Consider the following 20713-nt stretch of genomic DNA (forward strand, 5'->3'; position numbering starts at 1 on the left):
TTTTGAAATTTTCAGAATTAGGATTAAACGATGCGCTTCTTAAGGCAATTAAACGCTCAGGCTTTGAAGAAGCAACTCCAATCCAGGAACAAACTATTCCACTTGCTTTAGCGGGCAAGGATGTAATTGGTCAAGCACAAACTGGTACAGGTAAGACTGCTGCTTTTGGTTTGCCAATTTTACAAACTATTGATAAAAAAGAAAAAGCAATTCAAGCGATCATTATTGAACCAACGCGTGAGTTGGCTATTCAGACTCAAGAGGAATTATTCCGTCTAGGTCGTGATGAACATGCCCACGTACAAGTAGTTTATGGTGGAGCTGATATTGGTCGTCAAATTCGTTCTTTAAAGCACCATGTACCATCAATTTTAGTAGGTACTCCAGGACGTTTATTGGATCACTTAAAGCGTGGCACAATTAATTTGGACAAAGTTAAGGCTGTTGTTCTAGATGAAGCAGACGAAATGCTTGATATGGGCTTTATACAAGATATTGAAAGCATTTTGAAGTATGCCAAGAACCGCAAGCAAACTTTGCTCTTTAGTGCAACGATGCCTAAGCCAATCTTACGTATTGGCGAAAAGTTCATGAACCATCCTGAAATTGTTCAAATTAAGGCTAAGGAATTAACTGCAGACTTAATCGATCAATACTTTGTTCGTGCCAAAGAATCAGAAAAATTCGACATTATGTGTCGTTTAATCGATGTTCAAGGTCCAGACTTGGCTTTGGTCTTTGGTCGTACTAAACGCCGCGTAGATGAGCTGACACGTGGCTTGCAAGCTCGTGGCTATAATGCAGCCGGTATTCACGGTGACTTGTCACAAGCTCGCAGAATGGCCGTCTTGAAGCGATTCCGTGAAGGTAAGCTTGATATTTTGGTAGCCACTGATGTCGCTGCTCGTGGACTTGATATTTCAGGTGTTACTCACGTTTATAACTACGATATTCCGCAAGATCCAGATTCTTACGTTCACCGTATTGGTAGAACTGGTCGTGCCGGTCAAAACGGAATTTCAGTAACTTTTGTAACGCCAAATGAAATTGGCTACATGAGAACCATCGAACAATTAACCCAGAAGAAGATGTCACCACTTCGTCCACCTACAGATGCGCAAGCTTTCCGTGGTCAATTGAAGCAAGCTGAAGCTGAAATCGAAGATTTGATGAATGGTGATTTGGGCAAGTACACGCAAGAAGCTAGTGAACTGCTTGATAACTACTCAGCACTTGATTTGGTTGCAGCCTTCTTGAAGAATCTTTCTAAAGATTCTACTGACGTTAAGGTTAAGATCACCCCAGAAAAGCCACTTCCATACAAGGGAGATGGTCGTCACCACCGTGGCGGTCGCGGCAAGGGACGCAACAATCGTGGACATGGCAATGGTAATTATCACCGTCGCAACAACCACAACTATCGTCATAATGGCAATCGTGGTAAGCGCGGTCGTGGCAATGGTCATGAATTTATTATCAAGAATAAAAAAGATTAATTTTTATCCTAAAAAAGAAGTTGTTATTCTGACAACTTCTTTTTTGTATTATAATGATGTCATTGTGTGAGGTGAAAATTATGATTAAAGGTGTAGGAATCGACTCAGTTGAAGTTGAACGAGTAAAGAAAATTGTAGACAAAGGTGATGCCTTTGCTAAAAAAGTATTGACTCCAAACGAATTTGCTCAATATCAAAAGATGAAGGGCAAAAGAAAAGTTGAATATCTTGGTGGTCGTTTTTCACTAAAAGAATCTTTTTCTAAAGCAATGGGGACAGGTCTTGGCAAGTACGTCGGTTTTCAAGACGTTGAAACCCTATGGGATGATTTGGGTCATCCTGTAATGACCTCAACCAAGTTTGATGGGAAGATTTTCCCAAGTATCACACATGATAATCATGAAATTATTACATTTGTAGTTTTGGAGGAAAATTAATAATGGTTCCAGGCTATCATCGTCCTGCAGTAGTAAAAGTTAATTTGGGTGCGATTAGAAGAAATCTTGAAAATGAAATGAAGCATCTTGAACCAGGTCAAAAGATGCTGGCAGTTGTTAAGGCCAACGCTTATGGTCACGGTGCAGTTGAAGTTGCTAAAGTAGCTGATGAAGTCGGTGCAGCTGGTTTTTGTGTTGCTATTTTGGATGAAGCTTTGCAATTGCGTCACAACGACATTGTTAAGCCAATTTTGGTTTTAGGTGTTGTATCACCTGAATATGCACCAATTGCCGCTGTCAATGGCGTTTCATTGACTGTACCAAACTTAGAATGGCTTAAAGAAGCTGAAAAGTACCTAGAAAAAGACAACTTACAATTGAAGATTCATTTAGGTATTGATTCAGGTATGGGCAGAATCGGCTTTAACGAAGATGAGGACTTTATTGCTGCCAACAAGTTCTTGGAAAACAATGACAACTTCTTTGTAGAGGGCATGTTTGCTCACTTTGCTTCTGCAGACAGTAGCGATGAATCTTACTTTGAACGTCAAATTAAGAAGTTCAGACATATGGAAAGCTTGTTAACAGTTAAGCCAAAGTGGATCCACATTGACAACACTGCCGCAAGTATTTTCCACAGTGGCATCAAGAGTGATTTAGTTCGTTTTGGTATCGGAATTTATGGTTTAAACCCATCTTCAACTCCTGATACCCCTGATTTAAAGCCTGCATTTAAGCTTGAACCAGCCTTGTCATTTGAAAGTGAATTGACTCATGTTAAGACAATTCATAAGGGTGACGGTGTAAGTTACGGTTCAACTTTTGTGGCTGATGAAGATACGATTATCGGTACTGTACCTGTTGGTTATGCCGACGGCTGGATCAGAAAGTTCCAAGGATTCAAGGTTAAGGTAGGAGACAAGTATTGCACAATTGTTGGTCGTATTTGTATGGATCAATTTATGGTAAAAATGCCAGAAAAGATGCCAGTAGGTACTAAGGTAGAAATCATCTCAGCTGATCCTACTGCTCCTAACAACATTAAGGCTGCAGCTGACTACGTTGATACTATTCACTACGAAGTAGCTTGCTTATTAAATGATCGTTTGCCACGTGTTTACTACGAAAAGTAATATTTAAATATATTAGGCAGACAAAAAAGCTTCTAGAATTTCTAGAAGCTTTTTATTAAGGTCAAATTTTCATTTAGTCTTGTGATGGGCGTTCAATAAATACGCCAGGGTTTTCATCACTCATGATTGTCATACCAGCTTGCAAATCTTCGATTTCTGAAACGACAAAACCTTTTTTCTGCAGCTTATCAACAATAGTCTTCATAGTGATTTCTGAAACGCCAGCAGGTAAGGTGAATAATGTTCTTCTTACGAAGTCGCCTTGAAGTTCACCAGCTGCCGCATCAAGTGTCATTACACTAGACATGTTAGTGTGCTTAGACACGATCTTAGACATCTTAATCAAGTTACCACGTGCGTTGTCTGACAAAACAGTTAAAACGTAGGAACCGTTCTTGATATCCCAAGCATCTGACAACATATCAAGCAATCTTGAGTGGGTAAGAATACCGTAGAAGTGATTTTCTTCATCCAAAACAGCGATGTATGGTAAGTCCTTGATGTTAAAGAATACCTTGAAGAAAGGTGAGTTAACCTTGATGGTCTTAGTTGCGTTCTTAAGCAAGTAGGTTACAGGTAAATTCATATCGCCGCCTTGTGACTTATGACGATAGATGTGCATCTTATAAATGTTACCGCGGAAAATTGTACCAGTATCATCTACAATAGGCACACATCTATAACCTGAATCTTCTAAGACTTTTAATGCTTCTGCTAACGTGGCTTTTTCATTAACTGTAGTTAAATAATTTTTCTTAATAACTAAAGATTTAATAAGCATGAGTTCGCCTCCAAAGGTAAAATATTACAAGTAATTATAGCATAATCAATGAGTTAATTAAATATTAATTAAAGACCAGCTAAGATAATCAACTATATTTTAACAATAGTTAGGCAAATAAAAAAGCATCTTCTTAGCGGTGTAGTGACCCGCATTTTTCGGACACTTTATTGATATTATGCGACTAAGGACTTATTCCGATATTCTATCGGAGTAAGTTCTTTTAGTTTATCCTTAGTTCTTTCCGTATTGTAATAGTCTATATATTTTCTGATAGCTTGCTCTAATTCGTCAAGTGAAGCATATTTCTTCTCCTGGCCATAGAACATTTCACGTTTGAGAATGCCAAAGAAGCCCTCCATTAAGCCATCATCTGGAGAACAGCCTTTTCTAGACATGCTTTGTTCAATACCGCGAATAGCTAGTTCATGTTGATAAGCCTTGTGTTGGTATTGCCAGCCTCGATCTGTATGAAAGATTAAACCATTTAGTGCCTGATTAGTTTTAAAAGCATTATCCAACATTGACATCACTTGTTTCAGATTAGGATGACAAGAAATATTATAAGCAACGATATCACGTCCGCAGCCATCAATAATAGGTGATAAATAGAGTTTCTTACCCCTTAGATTGAATTCGGTAATATCGGTATACCATTTCATATTCGGTCTTAAAGCAAAGAATTTGCGTTTAATTAAGTCTGGTTTGATTCTGCCTTTAATATCTCCTTGATAGCTGCTATATGGATGTCTACGCTTCATCACATAACCGTACAAATCCATTTTGCGCATTAAACGATTAACAGTTTTACGATTAATCTGATAGCCTTCACGATGCAAAATATGTGTAATACGACGATAACCTGGGGCAACATAACGATTCTTAATCTCATCATAGATCTCCCGAATGCGCATCATCACATCACTATGATGAACTTGATCCTTATCCTCACGAGTATAAACGTCATAGTAGTTACTGCGCGAGATGTGCGGCAGATCTTCATTAGCGTTAATAATTTCAATGATCTTCTTTACTGCGAGCCCCAGTTCATGCCTCAATTCGGTAACAGCTTGTGCTATTTCTGTTTTGGTTGGCTCTTTCTTTTTTGAACCAAGGCATCCAATTTTTTTATATATGCGTTTTCGACAGTAAGCTTTAAATTCTGGCGACGCAACTTGGCGTTTTCTTGCTTGAGCCGTTCTAATTCGTTTAACTCTTTCTTGCTCATGGATTCGTCGTCCTTTCTTCTTGATAACGACATTATATCCATTTTCTTTGTAAGAGCGAATCCAATTGCTTAACATACCATTACCAGGCAAACCTAGATCAAGTGCTACTGCATTAATCGATTCATTTCCTAAAAGCACTCTTTTTATGGCATGTTCTTTATACTCTTTTGAGTAATGCGTATAAGATTTATCAAGTACTGATAAGCCATGAATTTTAATTAAATTTATTAGATAATTTACCTTTTCTCTTCTGATACCATATTTCTTACTTAAGTACGTTCCACGTTTATTTTCTAAAGTCCATTCTTCAAAAATATGAATTTTATCCTTTTTAGTTAGTTTAGACATAGTAAAACCCTCGAGATTCATGTCCGAATTTCGAGGGTCACTACACGGAGATGCTTTTTTAATTAAAGTTTAATGGATTATTGACGAACCTTAACGCCAGTTTCCTTGAAGGCCTTGTCCATAACTTCCTTCAATTGCTTTGCAGAAGCTTCCATCTTAGCTTGTTCATCATCGCTTAATGGCATTTCGATGATTTGTTCAAGACCCTTGCGGCCAACAACTGCAGGAGTACCAATGTGAAGGTCGTGTAAGCCGTATTGACCATCCATAGCTACTGAAAGTGGGAGTACACGGTGTTCGTCGTTCAAGATAGCCTTAGCGATCATTGCTGAAGCAGTACCGATACCGTAGAAGGTAGCACCCTTCTTGTTGATGATGTCGTAAGCCATGTTAGCAACTTCTTTGTGGATGTCTTCAAGCTTAGATTCATCCATACCGTGAGCCTTAACCCAGTCACTAACCTTTACGCCACCAACATTGTTGTAGCTCCATGCTGGGAATTCAGTATCACCGTGTTCACCAAGCATGTATGCGTTAACTGAACGTGGGTCAACGTGTTCCATTTCACCGATAACCTTTTGAAGACGACCAGTGTCAAGTGAAGTACCTGAACCGATAACACGATCCTTAGGGAAGCCTGAGATCTTCCAAGTTGCGTGAGTCAAAATGTCAACTGGGTTTGCAACTACTAAGAAGATACCATCAAAGCCTGATTCAACGATTGGTTCAACGATTGATGATAAAATCTTCAAGTTCTTGTTTACAAGGTCAAGACGAGTTTCACCTGGCTTTTGTGGAGCACCAGCAGTGATAACGATTAAGTCTGCGTCCTTGCAGTCTGGGTAATCAGCTGCGTAGATGTTCTTTGGGTAAGTCCATGGAGTAGCATCTGCTAAGTCGATTGCGTCACCTTGAACGTGTTCCTTAGCGATGTCGATGATACCTAATTCTTCAGCGATACCTTGTTGTACCATTGAGAATGCGAAGGTAGAACCTACGGCACCGTCACCGACTAAAATAACTTTACGGGGTTTTTCAACTCTTGCCATAACAATAAAGTCTCCTTTTTATTAGTGATAATTTTAACAAAGCAAATTATACCATGTTAGCAAGCATTAATAAAATTATTATTTATTGTTTGTGCTATTATATGAGGGATTATGTAATGAGGGGTATATATTAATGAAAATAATTGCAGGTTTAGGCAATCCAGGCCAAAAATACGATAAAACCAAGCACAACACAGGATTTATGACAATGGATCATTATCTTGATGAAAAGGGCTTGTCACTAGATAAGGATAAATTTGAAGGACTTTGGACCAAGCAAAAAATTAACGGTGAAGATGTAATTTTGCTTGAACCACAAACTTATATGAATGAATCGGGTCGTTCAGTTAGTCAAGTCGCTAACTTCTTTAAGGTTGATCCTGAAGATATTTTGATCATTCAAGACGATATGGATATGCCAATTGGTAAAATTAGAATTAGAGCCAATGGTAAATCTGGTGGTCATAACGGAATTAAGAGCATTATCCGTGATTTAGGAACTGAAAAGTTCAACCGTTTAAAGATCGGTATTCGTCACCCTAAGAATGCAACTGTCGTTTCATGGGTGCTTACCCCATTTAATGATGAACAACAAAAGTTGATGGATGATGCATTTGATACAAGCGTAAAGATTATCGACGACTTTATTGCAGGTCGCGATAGTCAATATTTGATGAATAAATATAATTAAAATGCGTTTAACAGAAATACTTAAACAAGATCAAGATTTAAATAATTTTATTGCAAAAACAAAACAAGTAAAAAACTCACTAATCACTGGCGCTAATGCCGGTGCTTTTAGTCTACTCTTAAAGCAAATTGTTTCTGAGCCAAATGCGCCTTTAATTTTAATTGAAGAAAATGAAAGCAAGGCCCAGAACCTATATGGTGAATTAAACTCAATTTTGGAAGACGATGCTGCCCATTATTTTCCAGTCGATGCAACCATTGCTACGCAAACTGCGGTTAGTTCACCAGACGAATTAAGCAGCCGAATCCAATCTTTGAATTTTTTATTGAGCGGTAAACCAGGCATTGTGGTAACCACACCACAGGGATTGCAGTATAAATTGTCGTCGCCGGCAGATTTTGCCAAGGCACGGCGAGAATTTGCACCAGAAAAAGAATATGAATTAACCGAACTGAATAATTGGTTAGTTGGTGCTGGCTATAAAAAAGAGGCATTGGTAGCCCGTCCTGGTGAATTTGCCATTCGTGGTGATATCTTGGATATTTATCCACTAGATCGTGAAAATCCGGTCAGAATCGAATTCTTTGGCGATGAAATTGATACTATCAAGGAATTTGACTTGGCAAGTCAACGGAGTCAAAAAGAAATTGAGCAGGTAACGGTGGCTGCTGCGCAAGACCGCGTTTTTGCCAAGGATGCAATTTTTAATGCAGCGGAAAAAATTAAAAAGGATATGGTCGATGCACCTGCACCAGCTAAGGCTGTAAAAGATCACTTTGCAGTAGCGCTCGATAATCTTGAAGATGGCGGGTTGCCGGATAATTACGCCTTTTTGGTCGACTACTTAATTGAAAAGCCAAGCAGCTTATTAGAATATTTGCCTAAAAATGGTGAAATTTTATTGGATGATTTGCCATTGATTAAGCAAGCAGTTGAAGACGTGGATAAGCAAAATGCGGCATTTATTAGTGATGAACTAAAAACTGGCGCAATGTTGTCACATCAAGAATTGCGGTCTGATTTTGATGATGTTTTAAGTAAAGATAAGCATCATCGGATTTACTTCTCACTTTTCCAAAGAAGCATGGGACGCTTGCGTTTAGGACAGATGCTCAACTGGCAAACGCGTGAGCCGGAACAATTCTTTAGTCAAATGCCGTTGATTAAATCAGAACTTGAATCCTACCAAAAGTCTGGTCAAACGGTTGTCTTGCAAGCCGACAATGATAAAAGAGCTAGACAGATTGATCAAACAATGGCTGATTTTGGCCTTAATTTGCCAATTGTCGGTGAAGACGAATTAGTTGAAGGCAGAGCTCAAATCATGGTTGGTGGCTATGCCAGCGGCTTTTCTTTACCAACGGTTAAATTAGTTTATTTAACTGAACGAGAACTATTTAATAAGCGTCCGCAACGTAAAAAACGAATTAAGACCTTGGAAAACGCGCAAAGATTGCGTAATTATACCGAACTTAAACCTGGCGACTACGTTGTTCACGTCAATCACGGTATTGGCCGTTTTGAAGGAATTAAGACTCTCGAAAATAATGGCGTAAAACGAGACTACATCACCATTACTTACCAGCATGGCGACCAGCTTTTCGTGCCAGCGGATCAATTGAGCTTGGTTCAAAAATACGTTGGTTCAGAGGGCAAGACGCCACATATTAACAAACTAGGTGGTAGCGAATGGGCTAAAACCAAGCGGAAAGTTCAATCTAAGGTTGAAGATATTGCCGATGATTTGATCGAACTTTATGCTAAACGTGAATCTGAAAAAGGTTTTGCCTTTTCACCAGATGATGACTTGCAGCGCCAATTCGATGATGCCTTTCCATACCCTGAAACGCCTGACCAGTTGCGTTCAATTAAGGAAATTAAAGAAGATATGGAAAAGCCGAAGCCAATGGATCGTTTGCTAGTTGGGGACGTTGGTTTTGGTAAAACTGAAGTTGCTTTGCGGGCTGCTTTTAAGGCAATTCAAGATAATAAGCAGGTTGCCTTTTTGGTACCTACGACTATTTTGGCTCAGCAGCACTATGAGACAATTCAGGATCGGTTTAAGGATTTCCCAGTAAACACGGCGATGTTGTCACGTTTTCAAACTCCGGCTGAATCAAAAGAGATCATCGAAGGACTTGAAGATGGCAAAATCGACATAGTTGTGGGAACTCACCGGCTTTTGTCTAAAGATGTGCATTTCAAGGACTTGGGTCTGTTAATTGTTGATGAAGAGCAGCGCTTTGGTGTTAAACACAAGGAAAAGTTAAAGCAATTAAAGGCAAATATCGATGTTTTGACGCTGACGGCTACGCCAATTCCACGTACGTTGCACATGTCAATGGTTGGGGTACGTGATTTATCAGTTATGGAAACTCCACCACAAAATAGATATCCAATTCAAACTTACGTCATGGAACAAATTCCTAGCGTAATCAAGGATGCCTGTCTAAGAGAAATGAAGCGTGGCGGTCAAGTCTTTTATTTACACAACCGAATTAGCGACATCGACGAAACGGTTGAAAAGTTGCAGCAGTTGATTCCAAATGCCCGGATCGCTAGTGCACACGGCAGAATGAGTCAGAACCAGCTGGAAGATATTCTGTATCGTTTTTTGAATCGTGAATTTGATATTTTGGTAACGACCACGATCATTGAAACTGGTATTGATATGCCTAACGTTAATACTATGATCATTGAAGATGCCGATCACTATGGCTTGAGTCAGCTGTATCAATTGCGTGGTCGAATTGGTAGAAGTGCCAGATTGGCTTATGCCTATTTCCTTTACCAACCAAATAAGGTTTTGACTGAAGTTGGTGAAAAGCGGCTAGATGCGATTCGCGACTTTACTGAACTTGGGTCAGGTTTCAAGATTGCCATGCGTGATTTATCAATCAGAGGTGCCGGCAACATGCTAGGTGCCCAGCAGCACGGCTTTATCGATAGTGTTGGCTATGACTTGTACTCACAAATGTTGAGTGATGCTATTAAAGAACGTAAGGGCAAAAAGGCCGTTAAGAAGTCGAATGCTGAAATCGATCTTAAGCTTGAAGTATATATTCCTGATTCATATATTGGCGATCAGGAAGAAAAGATCGAATTCTATAAGAAGATTAAAGCTGTTGCCGATCAAGATGAGTTGGATAAAATTGAAGACGAATTAATTGATCGTTTCGGTGATTATCCTACAGCAGTAGAGAACTTGTTGGCGGTTGCTGGTTTAAAGGTTGATGCAGATTTGGCGCAAGTGCTGACTGTCCTTAAAACTGGCGATAAAATTAAAGTTGAATTCAATAATGCGGCTTCACGTGAATTAGAAGGACCTAATATCTTCAAGGCACTTGAACACGTGAATATGAAAGCCCGTATTAGCATGAATCAAGAAAAACGGATGGTAGTATTGCTGCAAATGCCTGATGAAATGAAGAATCGTGTTTTATTCAATGAATTAGCCACATTCTTGCAGGCAGCAAGCAATATTGTACAAAGATAATTGCGAGGAATAAAAATGAGAATTGATAAATTTTTGAAAGTTTCAAGATTAGTTAAAAGAAGAACTGTAGCTAAGGAAATGGCAGACCAAGGCAGAATCAAGGTTAATGGTCGTGTCGTTAAGTCAAGTTATGATGTTAAAATTGATGACATTATTGAAATTGGCTACGGTGCTAGAGTTATTAAAGCCAAGGTTTTGAATATTCGTGAGACTACTAAAAAGGCTGAAGCAAGCGAACTTTACGAATTAGTTGATTAATGACTTTTAAGTGAGTCGCTGTTATACTTAACTTAATTGCATTTACAGTAACAAGCAATAGGGGATTAACAAAAATGAATCATGGTCCACGTATTTATAATTCGATGAGTCCAGAAGAGCAAAGGGCGCGTTTAAAACGTAAACAGGCTAAAAGAGAAAAAGAAGTGCATCGCGTAAGATTGAACAGAATAATTGCTGTTTTTGCAATTATCTTTGTTGTATTAGGCGTACAAATTGCAATTAAGATTTCTCAAACTGGACGAATAAATAACCAAGTTGAAGCTGAAAAACAAACTTTAGCTCAAGTGAAAGCTAAAGATCGCGAGTTGACAACGAAAAGACAGGATCTAAAGGATCCAAATTATGTTGCAAAGCTAATTCGTTATAAGTTCTATTACTCTAAAAATAATGAGAAGATTTATAACGTCCACGAAGGAAACGATAATTAATGGAAAGATACCAAGCTGGCAATCGAGTAACGGGAGTAATTAACAATATTACTGACTTAGGAATTTTCGTTACTTTGCCAAATAAGCATTCAGGATTAGTTCACCATGGTGATTTTGGCAATAATTGGCCAAGAGAAAGACGGCAATACAAGGTTGGACAAGAAGTCCGCGTAGTTGTCGTTCATATTCATAAGGGCAGATTTAATTTGTCGATTACTCGTGTGAATGATCCGAAGTTAATTGATCATGATAATCAATTTTCAGATGTAAAGCCTGCTGAATTTGATCAAGTTCTAAATAAGACGGCTAAAGATGCCAAAAAAGAAATTGCCAAGTTAAAGCAAGTGTTAACTGAAAATTAGGAAATGGCCTGTAGTGGGCCATTTTTTGTTAGGTAAATTTATGAAGATTAATGATTTTTTTGAAGATAACGGCATCGAGCTGAATAATAAAAAATTCTTGGTAGCGGCAAGTGCGGGGCCGGATTCGATGGCCTTACTCGATATGTTGCAGAAGATGAAGGTGCAGGTAATTGCGGCTCATTTTGATCATCAATTGCGCAGCGATAGTAAAAACGAGACTAAGATTTTGCAGGAGTATTGCAAGAAGTACGATATTCCGCTGTTTACGGCAGTGTGGGCAAAAGATGAGCATCCGGCTGCAGGGATTGAGGCAGCGGCGAGGGATGCACGCTATGCTTTTTTGACTCAAATAGCTAAGAAAGAAAAGGCAGATTATTTGTTAACGGCCCATCATGGTGATGATTTGCTAGAGAATATTTTGCTTAAGTTTATTCGCTCGGGCAATCCCGAAGAAATGAATAGCTTGCAAGCAGTAGGGGTAATGCATGGAGTTTCCCTACTTAGGCCACTTTTGGCTTATAGCAAGCAAGAACTGTTTGAGTATGATCGAAAAAATGGCATTGAGTTTATCACGGATTCGACTAACAACGAGGATGAAACCATGCGCAATCGACTGCGCCACCATGTTGTTCCGCTACTAAAAAAAGAAAATCCTGCTTTAATTGCGAATGCTTTGAACTATAGCAAGAAAATGACTAATTTAGATGAATTTATTGACCAAAAAGTAGACGACATTGGTCAATTGACTCCCTTTTTGGGGCAGGCATATCGCATTAAAAGTGAAAAATTAACTGCTTTACCAGAAAATGAGCGAAATATTTTTTGGCAGAAGAATATCTGGGAAAAATTCCACCGCCGCGTTAATAAAAATTTAGGTAATTTTGCCGTAATTGAGTATCAGGGCTATTTTTATTTGACTAAAAAAGCAAAAATAAATATGATCGTTCCTTATCCGATTCAATTGAATATTCCGTTTGCTTTTCAAGGTGTGACATTTGTATTAACTGATCAAAAAGCAAAAGATAAGGCAGAAATAGGTGATTTTTGGTTTGAAGAAAAAGCGGATTTTAGTGCAGGGTCACTGATTCCTGGGGCAAAACTTTTGCTTCAAGATGGTCAAAGAACCAAAGCAAAGAAAAAATTTGCGGAACATGCTGTTCCATTATCTTTACGACCACTATGTCTAACTATTTATGCAGATGATGAACCAGTTTTTGTCGAAGTGGCATATCAAAATCAAAATTGGATTGAAAACGGTAAACAGTATTTTTTATATAAATGTTAAAAAGTCTTCAAAATAGTTGAAAATATTAGTGGTCGCAACATATTTTGTGATAGAATTTTAAACGTATAACTTGAAGACTTTGCGGAGGTTTTTTATGAAGAATAACCGGAATAGGCTACTTTCAAATGGCCTTTTCTATATAGTTGTGTTCCTTCTACTCCTATGGGGAATCAACTGGGCACTCGGCGGTTCTAACAATGGAGGCGGTAGTGAAAATATCAGCTACTCCCAATTTGTTAAGGATTTACGCCAAGGCAAAGTTAAAAACTTTAGTGTTCAACCTGCTAATGGTGTCTACACTGTTACAGGTAGTTACAAGAATGCACAAACAACAAAGAATCAATCAAATAATAGTTTTGATTTCTTTAGTAATAACTCAAGTAGAAAAGTGTCTAACTTCTCTACTACCATGTTACAAAATGATTCGACAGTTTCTAATGTGCAGAACTTGGCACAAAAGAGTAATGCTCGGATGACTACTCAGGGAGAATCACAATCAGGCAATTGGATTTCAACCATTGTCATGCTTGTGCCAACTGTTTTATTTATCGTCATGCTTTGGATGATGATGAACCAAAGCGGTGCTGGTCGTGGTGGCAGCGGCGGAATTATGAACTTCGGTCGCTCACATGTTAAACCAGAGGATCCTTCTAAGAATAAGGTCCGTTTCTCTGACGTAGCTGGTGAAGAAGAAGAAAAGCAAGAATTGGTCGAAGTTGTTGAATTCTTAAAAGACCCATCGAAATACACTAAATTGGGTGCTAGAATCCCATCCGGTGTTTTACTTGAGGGTCCTCCCGGTACTGGTAAAACTTTGCTTGCTCGTGCCGTAGCTGGTGAAGCTAACGTACCATTCTACTCAATCTCAGGTTCAGACTTCGTTGAAATGTTTGTTGGTGTTGGTGCTAGTCGTGTACGTGACTTGTTCAACAACGCTAAGAAGAATGCACCAAGTATCATCTTTATCGATGAAATTGATGCCATTGGTCGTCGTCGTGGTAACGGCACCGGTGGTGGCAACGATGAACGTGAACAAACTTTGAACCAATTATTGGTTGAAATGGATGGTTTTGAAGGCGACGAAGGCGTAATCGTCATTGCCGCTACTAACCGTTCAGACGTTTTGGACCCAGCCTTGCTTCGTCCTGGTCGTTTCGACCGTAAGGTTTTGGTTGGTCGTCCTGACGTTCGTGGTCGTGAAGCTATTTTGAAGGTACATGCCAAGAACAAGCCACTTGCTCCAGACGTTGACTTGAAGGAAATTGCTCGTCAAACACCTGGTTTTGTAGGTGCTGACTTAGCTAACGTTTTGAACGAAGCTGCTTTGGTAGCTGCTCGTAGAAACGGTACCGAAATTACTGCTTCAGATATTGATGAAGCTGAAGACCGTGTAATCGCTGGTCCAGCTAAGAAGGACCGCTTGATTGCAGAACCCGAAAGACGTAGAGTTGCTTTCCACGAAGCTGGACACTCAATCTGTGGTTTGGTCTTAAGCGATTCAAGAACTGTACGTAAAGTAACTATCGTGCCACGTGGTCGTGCTGGTGGTTACAACATCATGCTTCCAAAAGACGATCAATTCATTTTGACTAAGAAACAATTATTTGAACAAATTGTTGGTTTAATGGGTGGTCGTGCTGGTGAAGAAGCAACCATTGGTGATAAATCAACCGGTGCTTCAAACGACTTTGAACAAGCTACAGCAATTGCTCATAGCATGGTTGTTAACTACGGTATGACTGACTCCTTAGGTATGGTTGAGCTTGAAAAAGAAGGCGAAACCAATCCTTACGGATTCAAGCCATACAGTGAAGCAACTTCTGCTAAGATTGATGAAGCTGTCAAGAAGATCTTGGATGAAGCTCATGCTAAGGCCTTAGAAATCGTAAAAGAAAACAAAGAAAAGCACAGAATTATTGCGGAAGCTTTGCTTAAATACGAAACTTTGGACGAAAAGCAAATCATGTCTTTGTACAAGACTGGTAAGATGCCTGAAAAGTACGAAAGCGAATATCCAAGCGAATCAAAGGCTTCAACTTACGAAGAGGCTAAAGCCGCTGCAGAAAAGCGTGAAGTTGAAAAGGCAGAAAAGAAAGATTCAGATCAAGCTTTAGCTGATCAAGAAAAGGATGCTTTGGAAACTCCATCAGAAAAGAATCATGAAGTTGAAGAACACAATGCAGAAAATCCTGAAAAGAATCAAAACACTGATTCAACTAAGACAGATTCACCTGCAGAAGACGATGAGCACAAAGATAATTAAATAAAAAGTAGGGCCTGAAAAAGGCTCTATTTTTTTAGAGAGAAGGATAAATGATGAATGATTATTTAGTAAAATCAATTGATAAAACTAAGAATTTACGTTTACTAACAATTACTGCTAAAGGTGTGGTAAGCGAAGCCCAAAAGCGTCATGATTTATGGTCAGCATCTGCAGCAGTACTTGGTCGTACTTTAGTAGGTTCATTGCTTTTGGCAGGTGCCGAACTTACTGATAAAGAAGAATTAACTGTTAGATTGTTAGGCAACGGTCCAGTTGGCCCAACAATTGTAACTGCCAAGTCTGATTTAACTGTTAAGGGCTATGTAAAGAACCCACACATTGCTTTGCCACCTAAGAAGAATGGTCACATTGATGTTAAAAAGGCTGTTGGTCAAGGTTGGTTTGAAGTTACTAAGGACCTCGGCTTAAAGGAACCTTACACTGGTCAAGTGCCAATCGTTTCTGGTGAAATTGCCGAAGACTTTGCATACTACCTTACTAAGTCAGAACAAATTCCATCAGCCGTTGGTTTGTCTGTTTTTGTAAATCCAAATAATTCAATCGGTGAAGCCGGCGGATTTATGCTTCAAGCTTTACCAGGTGCAAGTGATGCCTTGATTGATCAAACTATCAAGCGCATCGATGAATTACCAGCTCTTTCAACTTCATTCTTAGACGGAATGACTCCAGAAGATTTGGCCCACAAGATTTTAGGTACTGACTGCAAGATCCTTGAAAAAGACGACGTCGCATTCAGCTGTGACTGTTCAAAGAAAAAGTACGCTGGAATCCTTGAAACCTTGAAGTCCTCACAATTAAAAGCTATGATCGATGAAGATCACGGTGCTGAACTTACTTGCAACTTCTGTGGCAACAAATATCACTACACTGAAGATGAATTGAAAGAAATTTTAGCCAAGAAAAAAGACGACAAAGATTATTAATTTTAATTAAAAAGTCCTAAGGTTTTATCCTCTGGGGCTTTTTTGATATTATAATAGGGTATTTTGAAAGGATGATTTGGTGGATAACAGCTGGAAAATTCGCGATATCACCATTCCAAACCGAGTTGTTGTTGCGCCGATGGCGGGAGTTTCAAACTCAGCATTCCGCGTTGTATGTAAGGAATTCGGAGCTGGGCTGGTTGTCTGCGAAATGATCTCAGATCATGGGATTATTTATCGAAATAAGAAAACTTTGAGCATGATGGATGTTGACCCAAGAGAACACCCAATGAGTATTCAAATCTTCGGAGGGACCGAAGAAACATTGCTACAAGCTGCTCAATACGTTGATCAACATACTGATGCTGATATCATTGATATCAACATGGGTTGTCCTGTACCTAAAGTTACTAAAACTGATGCAGGATCTAAATGGCTTCTTGATTCTAATAAGATTTATCAAATGGTTCATGCCGTGGTACAGAATGTGCAAAAACCAGTTTCTGTTAAAATGAGAATTGGTTGGGATCGCAAGCATATTTTTGCCGTAGAAAATGCATTGGCTGCTCAAGAAGCAGGTGCCAGCATGATTGCAATGCATGGTAGAACTAGAAAGCAAATGTATCAAGGTGAAGCTGATTGGGGAGTTTTGCATGATGTTGCCCAAGTTTTGGATGTACCATTCGTAGCAAACGGCGATATCAGAACCCCTGAGCTTGCTAAGAAGGCTCTAGATGAAATTGGTTGTACTGCAGTGATGGTAGGACGTGCCGCACTAGGTAATCCTTGGATTTTGCAGGATATGGTACATTATTTAGAGACTGGTGAAACTTTGCCACCACAAACTGTGCGTGAAAAAGTTGAAACAGCTAAGCATCAGCTTGAAGGATTGATTAAAATTCACGGCGAAAAGCGGGCAGTTCCTGAATTTCGTCAACAAGCTGCATACTATTTAAAGGGAATTCCCCGTTCGGCCCGTACTCGTGCTAAAATAAATGAGGTCTGGACGCGTCAAGAAGTGTATGACTTGCTTGATAACTTTGTAGATGAATACGAAAAAAGAGAAGAAGCTCGTGTTGCACGGCGCGCGAAAAAGAACAAATAAATGGAGGAAAGATAAATTGGCAAAGAATGAAATGAACGATCAATTAAGAGTTCGTCGCCAAAAGATGGACGAAATGCGCGAAAATGGAATTGAACCATTTGGCCAAAGAAAATTTGATCGTCAAGATTTAGCAAGTACTTTAGAAGAAAAGTATGGCAAAGAAGATAAAGATGAATTAAACGATGACATGCCTAAGACCAAAATTGCTGGTCGTATGCTTGCTAAGCGTGGTAAGGGTAAGGTGGGTTTCGCTGACCTTTACGACCGTACTGGCAAGATTCAAATTTACGTACGTAAAGACATCGTTGGTGAAGACAACTACAAGATCTTCAAGAAATCAGATATCGGTGACTTCTTAGGTATCGATGGTGAAGTTATGAAAACCGATACTGGCGAGCTTACTATTAGAGCTCTTCACGTAACATTCTTGTCCAAGGCTCTTCGTCCTTTACCAGACAAGTACCACGGCTTGAAGGATGTTGAAGCAATTTACCGTCAACGTTACCTTGATTTGATCACTAACCGTGACAGCTACATGCGCTTTGTTCACCGTACTCAAATCATTCAAGCTATTCGTGACTACTTAAATGGTCAAAACTTCTTGGAGGTTGAAACTCCAGTACTTCACAACATTCCTGGTGGTGCTGAAGCTCGTCCATTCATTACTCACCACAACGCTTTGGATATTAACCTTTACATGAGAATTGCTTTGGAACTTCCACTTAAGCGTTTGATTGTTGGTGATATGGAACGTGTTTACGAAATCGGCCGTGTATTCAGAAACGAAGGTTTGGACACTCACCACAACCCAGAATTTACTGAACTTGAAAGTTACGCAGCATACTGGGACTACCACGATGTTATGGATGAAGCTGAAGGTATTATCCGTGCTGCAGCTAAGGTTGTTTCAGATGACGGTAAGATCACTTACCAAGGTACTGACATTGACTTAGGCAAGCCATTCCGTCGCGTTCACATGGTTGACTTGATCAAGGAAAAGACTGGCGTTGACTTCTGGAAGCCAATGACTCTTGAAGAAGCAACTAAGATTGCGGAAGACCACGACATCCACGTTGAAAAGTTCTGGAAAGTTGGTCACATTATTAACGCCTTCTTTGAAAAGTACTGTGAAGAAACTATTGTTGACCCAACCTTCGTTTACGGTCACCCAGTAGAAATCTCACCACTTGCTAAGAAGAATGCTGACGATCCAAGATTTACTGATCGTTTCGAAATTTACATCATGGGTGAAGAATACGGTAACGCCTTCTCAGAATTGAACGATCCTGACGACCAACGTGAACGTTTCGAAGCTCAAATGGAAGAACGTGAAGCAGGTAACGACGAAGCTGACATGATCGATGAAGATTACCTTCGTGCTATGGAATACGGTATGCCACCTACAGGTGGTTTGGGTATCGGTATTGACCGTTTGGTAATGCTTTTGACTGATGCTCCAGCTATTCGTGATGTTCTTTTGTTCCCAACAATGCGTCCAGAACGTGTTGAAAGCGTAGAAGCTGAAGTTAAGGCTGATATGGAAAAGAAGAATAAAGAAAACAAGTAATCTTATAAATTAAAAAACTCTTATCTATGTTTTAAGCATGGATAAGAGTTTTTGTTTATGTATTTTTTAATTGAGAATCAATTTTTCATCAGAGTATTTTTTAGGATCATTTAAATCCCATTGCTGATATCTAACTTCTTGACACTTAAAGCCTAATTTTTTGTAAAGCTTTTTGGCCTTAGTATTTTCTGCAAATACGTCAAGACTAACTGGTCGACTCATGTACCTCAAAGCTGTCGTTGCTAAAGCATACCCGATACCTTTATTTTGATGAATTGGATCTACATAAATGTAATCCAGTTCTTGGGGATGAACTGCAACGAAGCCCAATATGCTGTCAGCATCATAAGCTACATAAATTTTGCAGGAGAAAAAATCATCCTTATATGGAGCTGTCTCTAAAGGTATGAAGTATTTTTCCGCACCACCAATTGTTAGCTCTTCTTTACGACTAACGTCGTGAATGCGGCATACTTCAGCATAATCGTTTGGTTGATATTCTCTGATATTAAATTTTGGCATGTTTTTCTCGCTTCCTAATATTAAGATTTTGATTTAGAAAGCAATAGTACGTAATCTCATGTGAAATCTCCTTTAATTAAATTGAAGATATTGTAGCAATTTTTTTAATTCGGTACAATAACTAAAATTAACTTAGTTAAAAACAGATAAGTAATATTTTTTCAAAAAGTATTTGCAAAGAGAATAATCTTTGCTATAATACTTTTTGTATCGCGGAAGTAGTTCAGTGGTAGAACATCACCTTGCCATGGTGGGGGTCGCGGGTTCGAATCCCGTCTTCCGCTCCAAGATGAGGAGCTCACGAATGTGAGCTTTTTTTGTGCCTAAAATAAATTTATCTTTTTTGATAAAAAGGTATTGCAAAGAAAAATGTATTTGCTATAATAATACCTGTTGTCGCGGAAGTAGTTCAGTGGTAGAACATCACCTTGCCATGGTGGGGGTCGCGGGTTCGAATCCCGTCTTCCGCTCTAAGATGAAGAGCTCACGAATGTGAGCTTTTTTTGTGCCTAAAATAAATTTATCTTTTTTGGCAAAATACCTTGCAATGAAAAATGTATTTGCTATAATAATAACTGTTGTGCGGAAGTAGTTCAGTGGTAGAACATCACCTTGCCATGGTGGGGGTCGCGGGTTCGAATCCCGTCTTCCGCTCCAAGATAGAAGGCTCACCGAATGGTGAGTCTTTTTTTCGGGAAATAGCTCAGTTTGGTAGAGCGCTACGTTCGGGACGTAGAGGTCGCGCGTTCAAATCGCGTTTTCCCGATTATATTTAAGCTGTCTTAATAGACAGCTTTTTTCTTTTTGCTATAATACACACTAAAACTATAGGGGACATGAGAATGACAGCTACTACGAAAGAAAATTATGAATTGTTAGTGCAGCAGGCAAAGGCACTAGTTGATGGCGAAGATGACTGGATTGCCAATACTGCTAATTTATCTGCGCTTTTGTTTAATTCGCTTAATAATGTTAATTTTGCTGGTGTTTATCGCTTTGAAAACGGCGAGTTGATTTTAGGCCCATTCCAAGGGATGCCAGCTTGTGTGCATATTCAAATGGGTAAAGGCGTTTGCGGAACAGCAGCTAAGGAAGAAAAAACGCAAATTGTGCCCAACGTCCATGAATTTGCTGGTCACATCGCTTGCGACAGTGCTTCGAATTCTGAAATCGTCGTGCCTATTTTTAAGGATGAAAAATTATGGGGCGTTTTCGATTTTGATTCTACTAAGCTAAAAAATTTTGATGAAACAGATCAAAAATATTTAACTGAAATTGCCGCCGCAATTTTTGATTAA

18 protein-coding genes and 4 tRNA genes are annotated in these 20713 nt (G+C 39.2%); 18 read left to right on the forward strand and 4 right to left on the reverse strand.

Annotated elements, in window-relative coordinates:
• Nucleotides 1-2: 2 nt before the first annotated feature.
• The 3 genes from BN1206_RS00970 (at nt 3) to alr (ending at nt 3066) form a co-directional block, all read left to right on the forward strand.
• Complete coding sequence (locus tag BN1206_RS00970; protein WP_052542778.1) at nt 3-1496, forward strand: degradosome RNA helicase CshA; 1494 nt, start codon at nt 3-5, stop codon at nt 1494-1496.
• A gap of 80 nt (nt 1497-1576) precedes the next feature.
• The gene (gene acpS, locus BN1206_RS00975; RefSeq protein ID WP_013437109.1) at nt 1577-1933 is read left to right on the forward strand and encodes a holo-ACP synthase; all 357 of its coding nucleotides are present in this window, start codon (nt 1577-1579) and stop codon (nt 1931-1933) included.
• Nucleotides 1934-1935: 2 nt separating this feature from the next.
• On the forward strand, nt 1936-3066 hold the full coding sequence (alr, locus tag BN1206_RS00980; protein WP_013437110.1) for an alanine racemase: 1131 nt from the start codon (nt 1936-1938) through the stop codon (nt 3064-3066).
• A gap of 73 nt (nt 3067-3139) precedes the next feature.
• On the opposite strand, the gene cbpA is transcribed toward alr, so the two are convergent.
• From cbpA to BN1206_RS00995, 3 genes are all read right to left on the reverse strand, one after another.
• Nucleotides 3140-3847: a cyclic di-AMP binding protein CbpA gene (cbpA, locus tag BN1206_RS00985; protein ID WP_013437111.1), complete on the reverse strand. Its 708-nt coding sequence runs from the start codon at nt 3845-3847 to the stop codon at nt 3140-3142.
• A gap of 176 nt (nt 3848-4023) precedes the next feature.
• Nucleotides 4024-5424, reverse strand: a complete 1401-nt coding sequence (locus BN1206_RS00990; RefSeq protein ID WP_052542780.1) for an IS3 family transposase — start codon at nt 5422-5424, stop codon at nt 4024-4026.
• Nucleotides 5425-5501: 77 nt separating this feature from the next.
• Nucleotides 5502-6473, reverse strand: a complete 972-nt coding sequence (locus tag BN1206_RS00995; protein WP_013437112.1) for an L-lactate dehydrogenase — start codon at nt 6471-6473, stop codon at nt 5502-5504.
• Nucleotides 6474-6606: 133 nt separating this feature from the next.
• On the opposite strand from BN1206_RS00995, the gene pth reads away from it, so the two are divergent.
• The 10 genes from pth to lysS all read left to right on the forward strand — a co-directional run bounded on the left by pth (nt 6607) and on the right by lysS (nt 18893).
• Entirely contained in the window at nt 6607-7164 is a 558-nt protein-coding gene (gene pth, locus BN1206_RS01000; protein ID WP_013437113.1) for an aminoacyl-tRNA hydrolase, read from the forward strand.
• 1 nt (nt 7165) lies between these two features.
• A complete protein-coding gene (gene mfd / locus BN1206_RS01005; RefSeq protein WP_052542781.1) occupies nt 7166-10660 on the forward strand; it encodes a transcription-repair coupling factor in 3495 nt (1164 codons plus the stop codon).
• A 15-nt stretch (nt 10661-10675) separates the two neighbouring features.
• On the forward strand, nt 10676-10918 hold the full coding sequence (locus tag BN1206_RS01010; RefSeq protein WP_011254102.1) for an RNA-binding S4 domain-containing protein: 243 nt from the start codon (nt 10676-10678) through the stop codon (nt 10916-10918).
• Between the two features lie 74 nt (nt 10919-10992).
• The gene (locus BN1206_RS01015) at nt 10993-11367 is read left to right on the forward strand and encodes a septum formation initiator family protein (RefSeq protein ID WP_013437115.1); all 375 of its coding nucleotides are present in this window, start codon (nt 10993-10995) and stop codon (nt 11365-11367) included.
• The gene (locus BN1206_RS01020; RefSeq protein ID WP_013437116.1) at nt 11367-11729 is read left to right on the forward strand and encodes a S1 RNA-binding domain-containing protein; all 363 of its coding nucleotides are present in this window, start codon (nt 11367-11369) and stop codon (nt 11727-11729) included. Before BN1206_RS01015 ends, BN1206_RS01020 begins: the two co-directional genes overlap by 1 nt.
• 40 nt (nt 11730-11769) lie before the next feature.
• Complete coding sequence (gene tilS / locus BN1206_RS01025) at nt 11770-13014, forward strand: tRNA lysidine(34) synthetase TilS (RefSeq protein WP_052542801.1); 1245 nt, start codon at nt 11770-11772, stop codon at nt 13012-13014.
• A 94-nt stretch (nt 13015-13108) separates the two neighbouring features.
• Entirely contained in the window at nt 13109-15277 is a 2169-nt protein-coding gene (gene ftsH, locus BN1206_RS01030; RefSeq protein ID WP_013437118.1) for an ATP-dependent zinc metalloprotease FtsH, read from the forward strand.
• A 53-nt stretch (nt 15278-15330) separates the two neighbouring features.
• Nucleotides 15331-16221 carry an Hsp33 family molecular chaperone HslO gene (gene hslO / locus BN1206_RS01035; RefSeq protein ID WP_013437119.1) on the forward strand — a complete coding sequence of 297 codons (891 nt, stop codon included), beginning with the start codon at nt 15331-15333 and terminating at the stop codon, nt 16219-16221.
• Nucleotides 16222-16300: 79 nt separating this feature from the next.
• On the forward strand, nt 16301-17326 hold the full coding sequence (dusB, locus tag BN1206_RS01040; RefSeq protein WP_013437120.1) for a tRNA dihydrouridine synthase DusB: 1026 nt from the start codon (nt 16301-16303) through the stop codon (nt 17324-17326).
• A 16-nt stretch (nt 17327-17342) separates the two neighbouring features.
• The gene (gene lysS, locus BN1206_RS01045; RefSeq protein WP_013437121.1) at nt 17343-18893 is read left to right on the forward strand and encodes a lysine--tRNA ligase; all 1551 of its coding nucleotides are present in this window, start codon (nt 17343-17345) and stop codon (nt 18891-18893) included.
• A gap of 66 nt (nt 18894-18959) precedes the next feature.
• Here the strand turns inward: lysS and BN1206_RS01050 are convergent, their stop codons facing one another.
• Nucleotides 18960-19415 carry a GNAT family N-acetyltransferase gene (locus tag BN1206_RS01050; protein WP_022087079.1) on the reverse strand — a complete coding sequence of 152 codons (456 nt, stop codon included), beginning with the start codon at nt 19413-19415 and terminating at the stop codon, nt 18960-18962.
• A gap of 212 nt (nt 19416-19627) precedes the next feature.
• On the opposite strand from BN1206_RS01050, the gene BN1206_RS01055 reads away from it, so the two are divergent.
• The 5 genes from BN1206_RS01055 to BN1206_RS01075 all read left to right on the forward strand — a co-directional run bounded on the left by BN1206_RS01055 (nt 19628) and on the right by BN1206_RS01075 (nt 20713).
• Nucleotides 19628-19702 (forward strand) — tRNA-Gly (locus BN1206_RS01055).
• A gap of 111 nt (nt 19703-19813) precedes the next feature.
• Nucleotides 19814-19885: transfer RNA gene (locus BN1206_RS01060), tRNA-Gly, on the forward strand.
• A 112-nt stretch (nt 19886-19997) separates the two neighbouring features.
• A tRNA-Gly gene (locus tag BN1206_RS01065) sits at nt 19998-20072 on the forward strand.
• Nucleotides 20073-20107: 35 nt separating this feature from the next.
• Nucleotides 20108-20181, forward strand: a tRNA-Pro gene (locus BN1206_RS01070).
• A 76-nt stretch (nt 20182-20257) separates the two neighbouring features.
• Nucleotides 20258-20713, forward strand: coding sequence for a GAF domain-containing protein (locus tag BN1206_RS01075; protein ID WP_013437122.1), 456 nt, complete (start codon nt 20258-20260; stop codon nt 20711-20713).

The sequence above is a fragment of the Lactobacillus sp. OTU4228 genome (assembly GCF_001006945.1).
GTDB lineage: Bacteria > Bacillota > Bacilli > Lactobacillales > Lactobacillaceae > Lactobacillus > Lactobacillus amylovorus.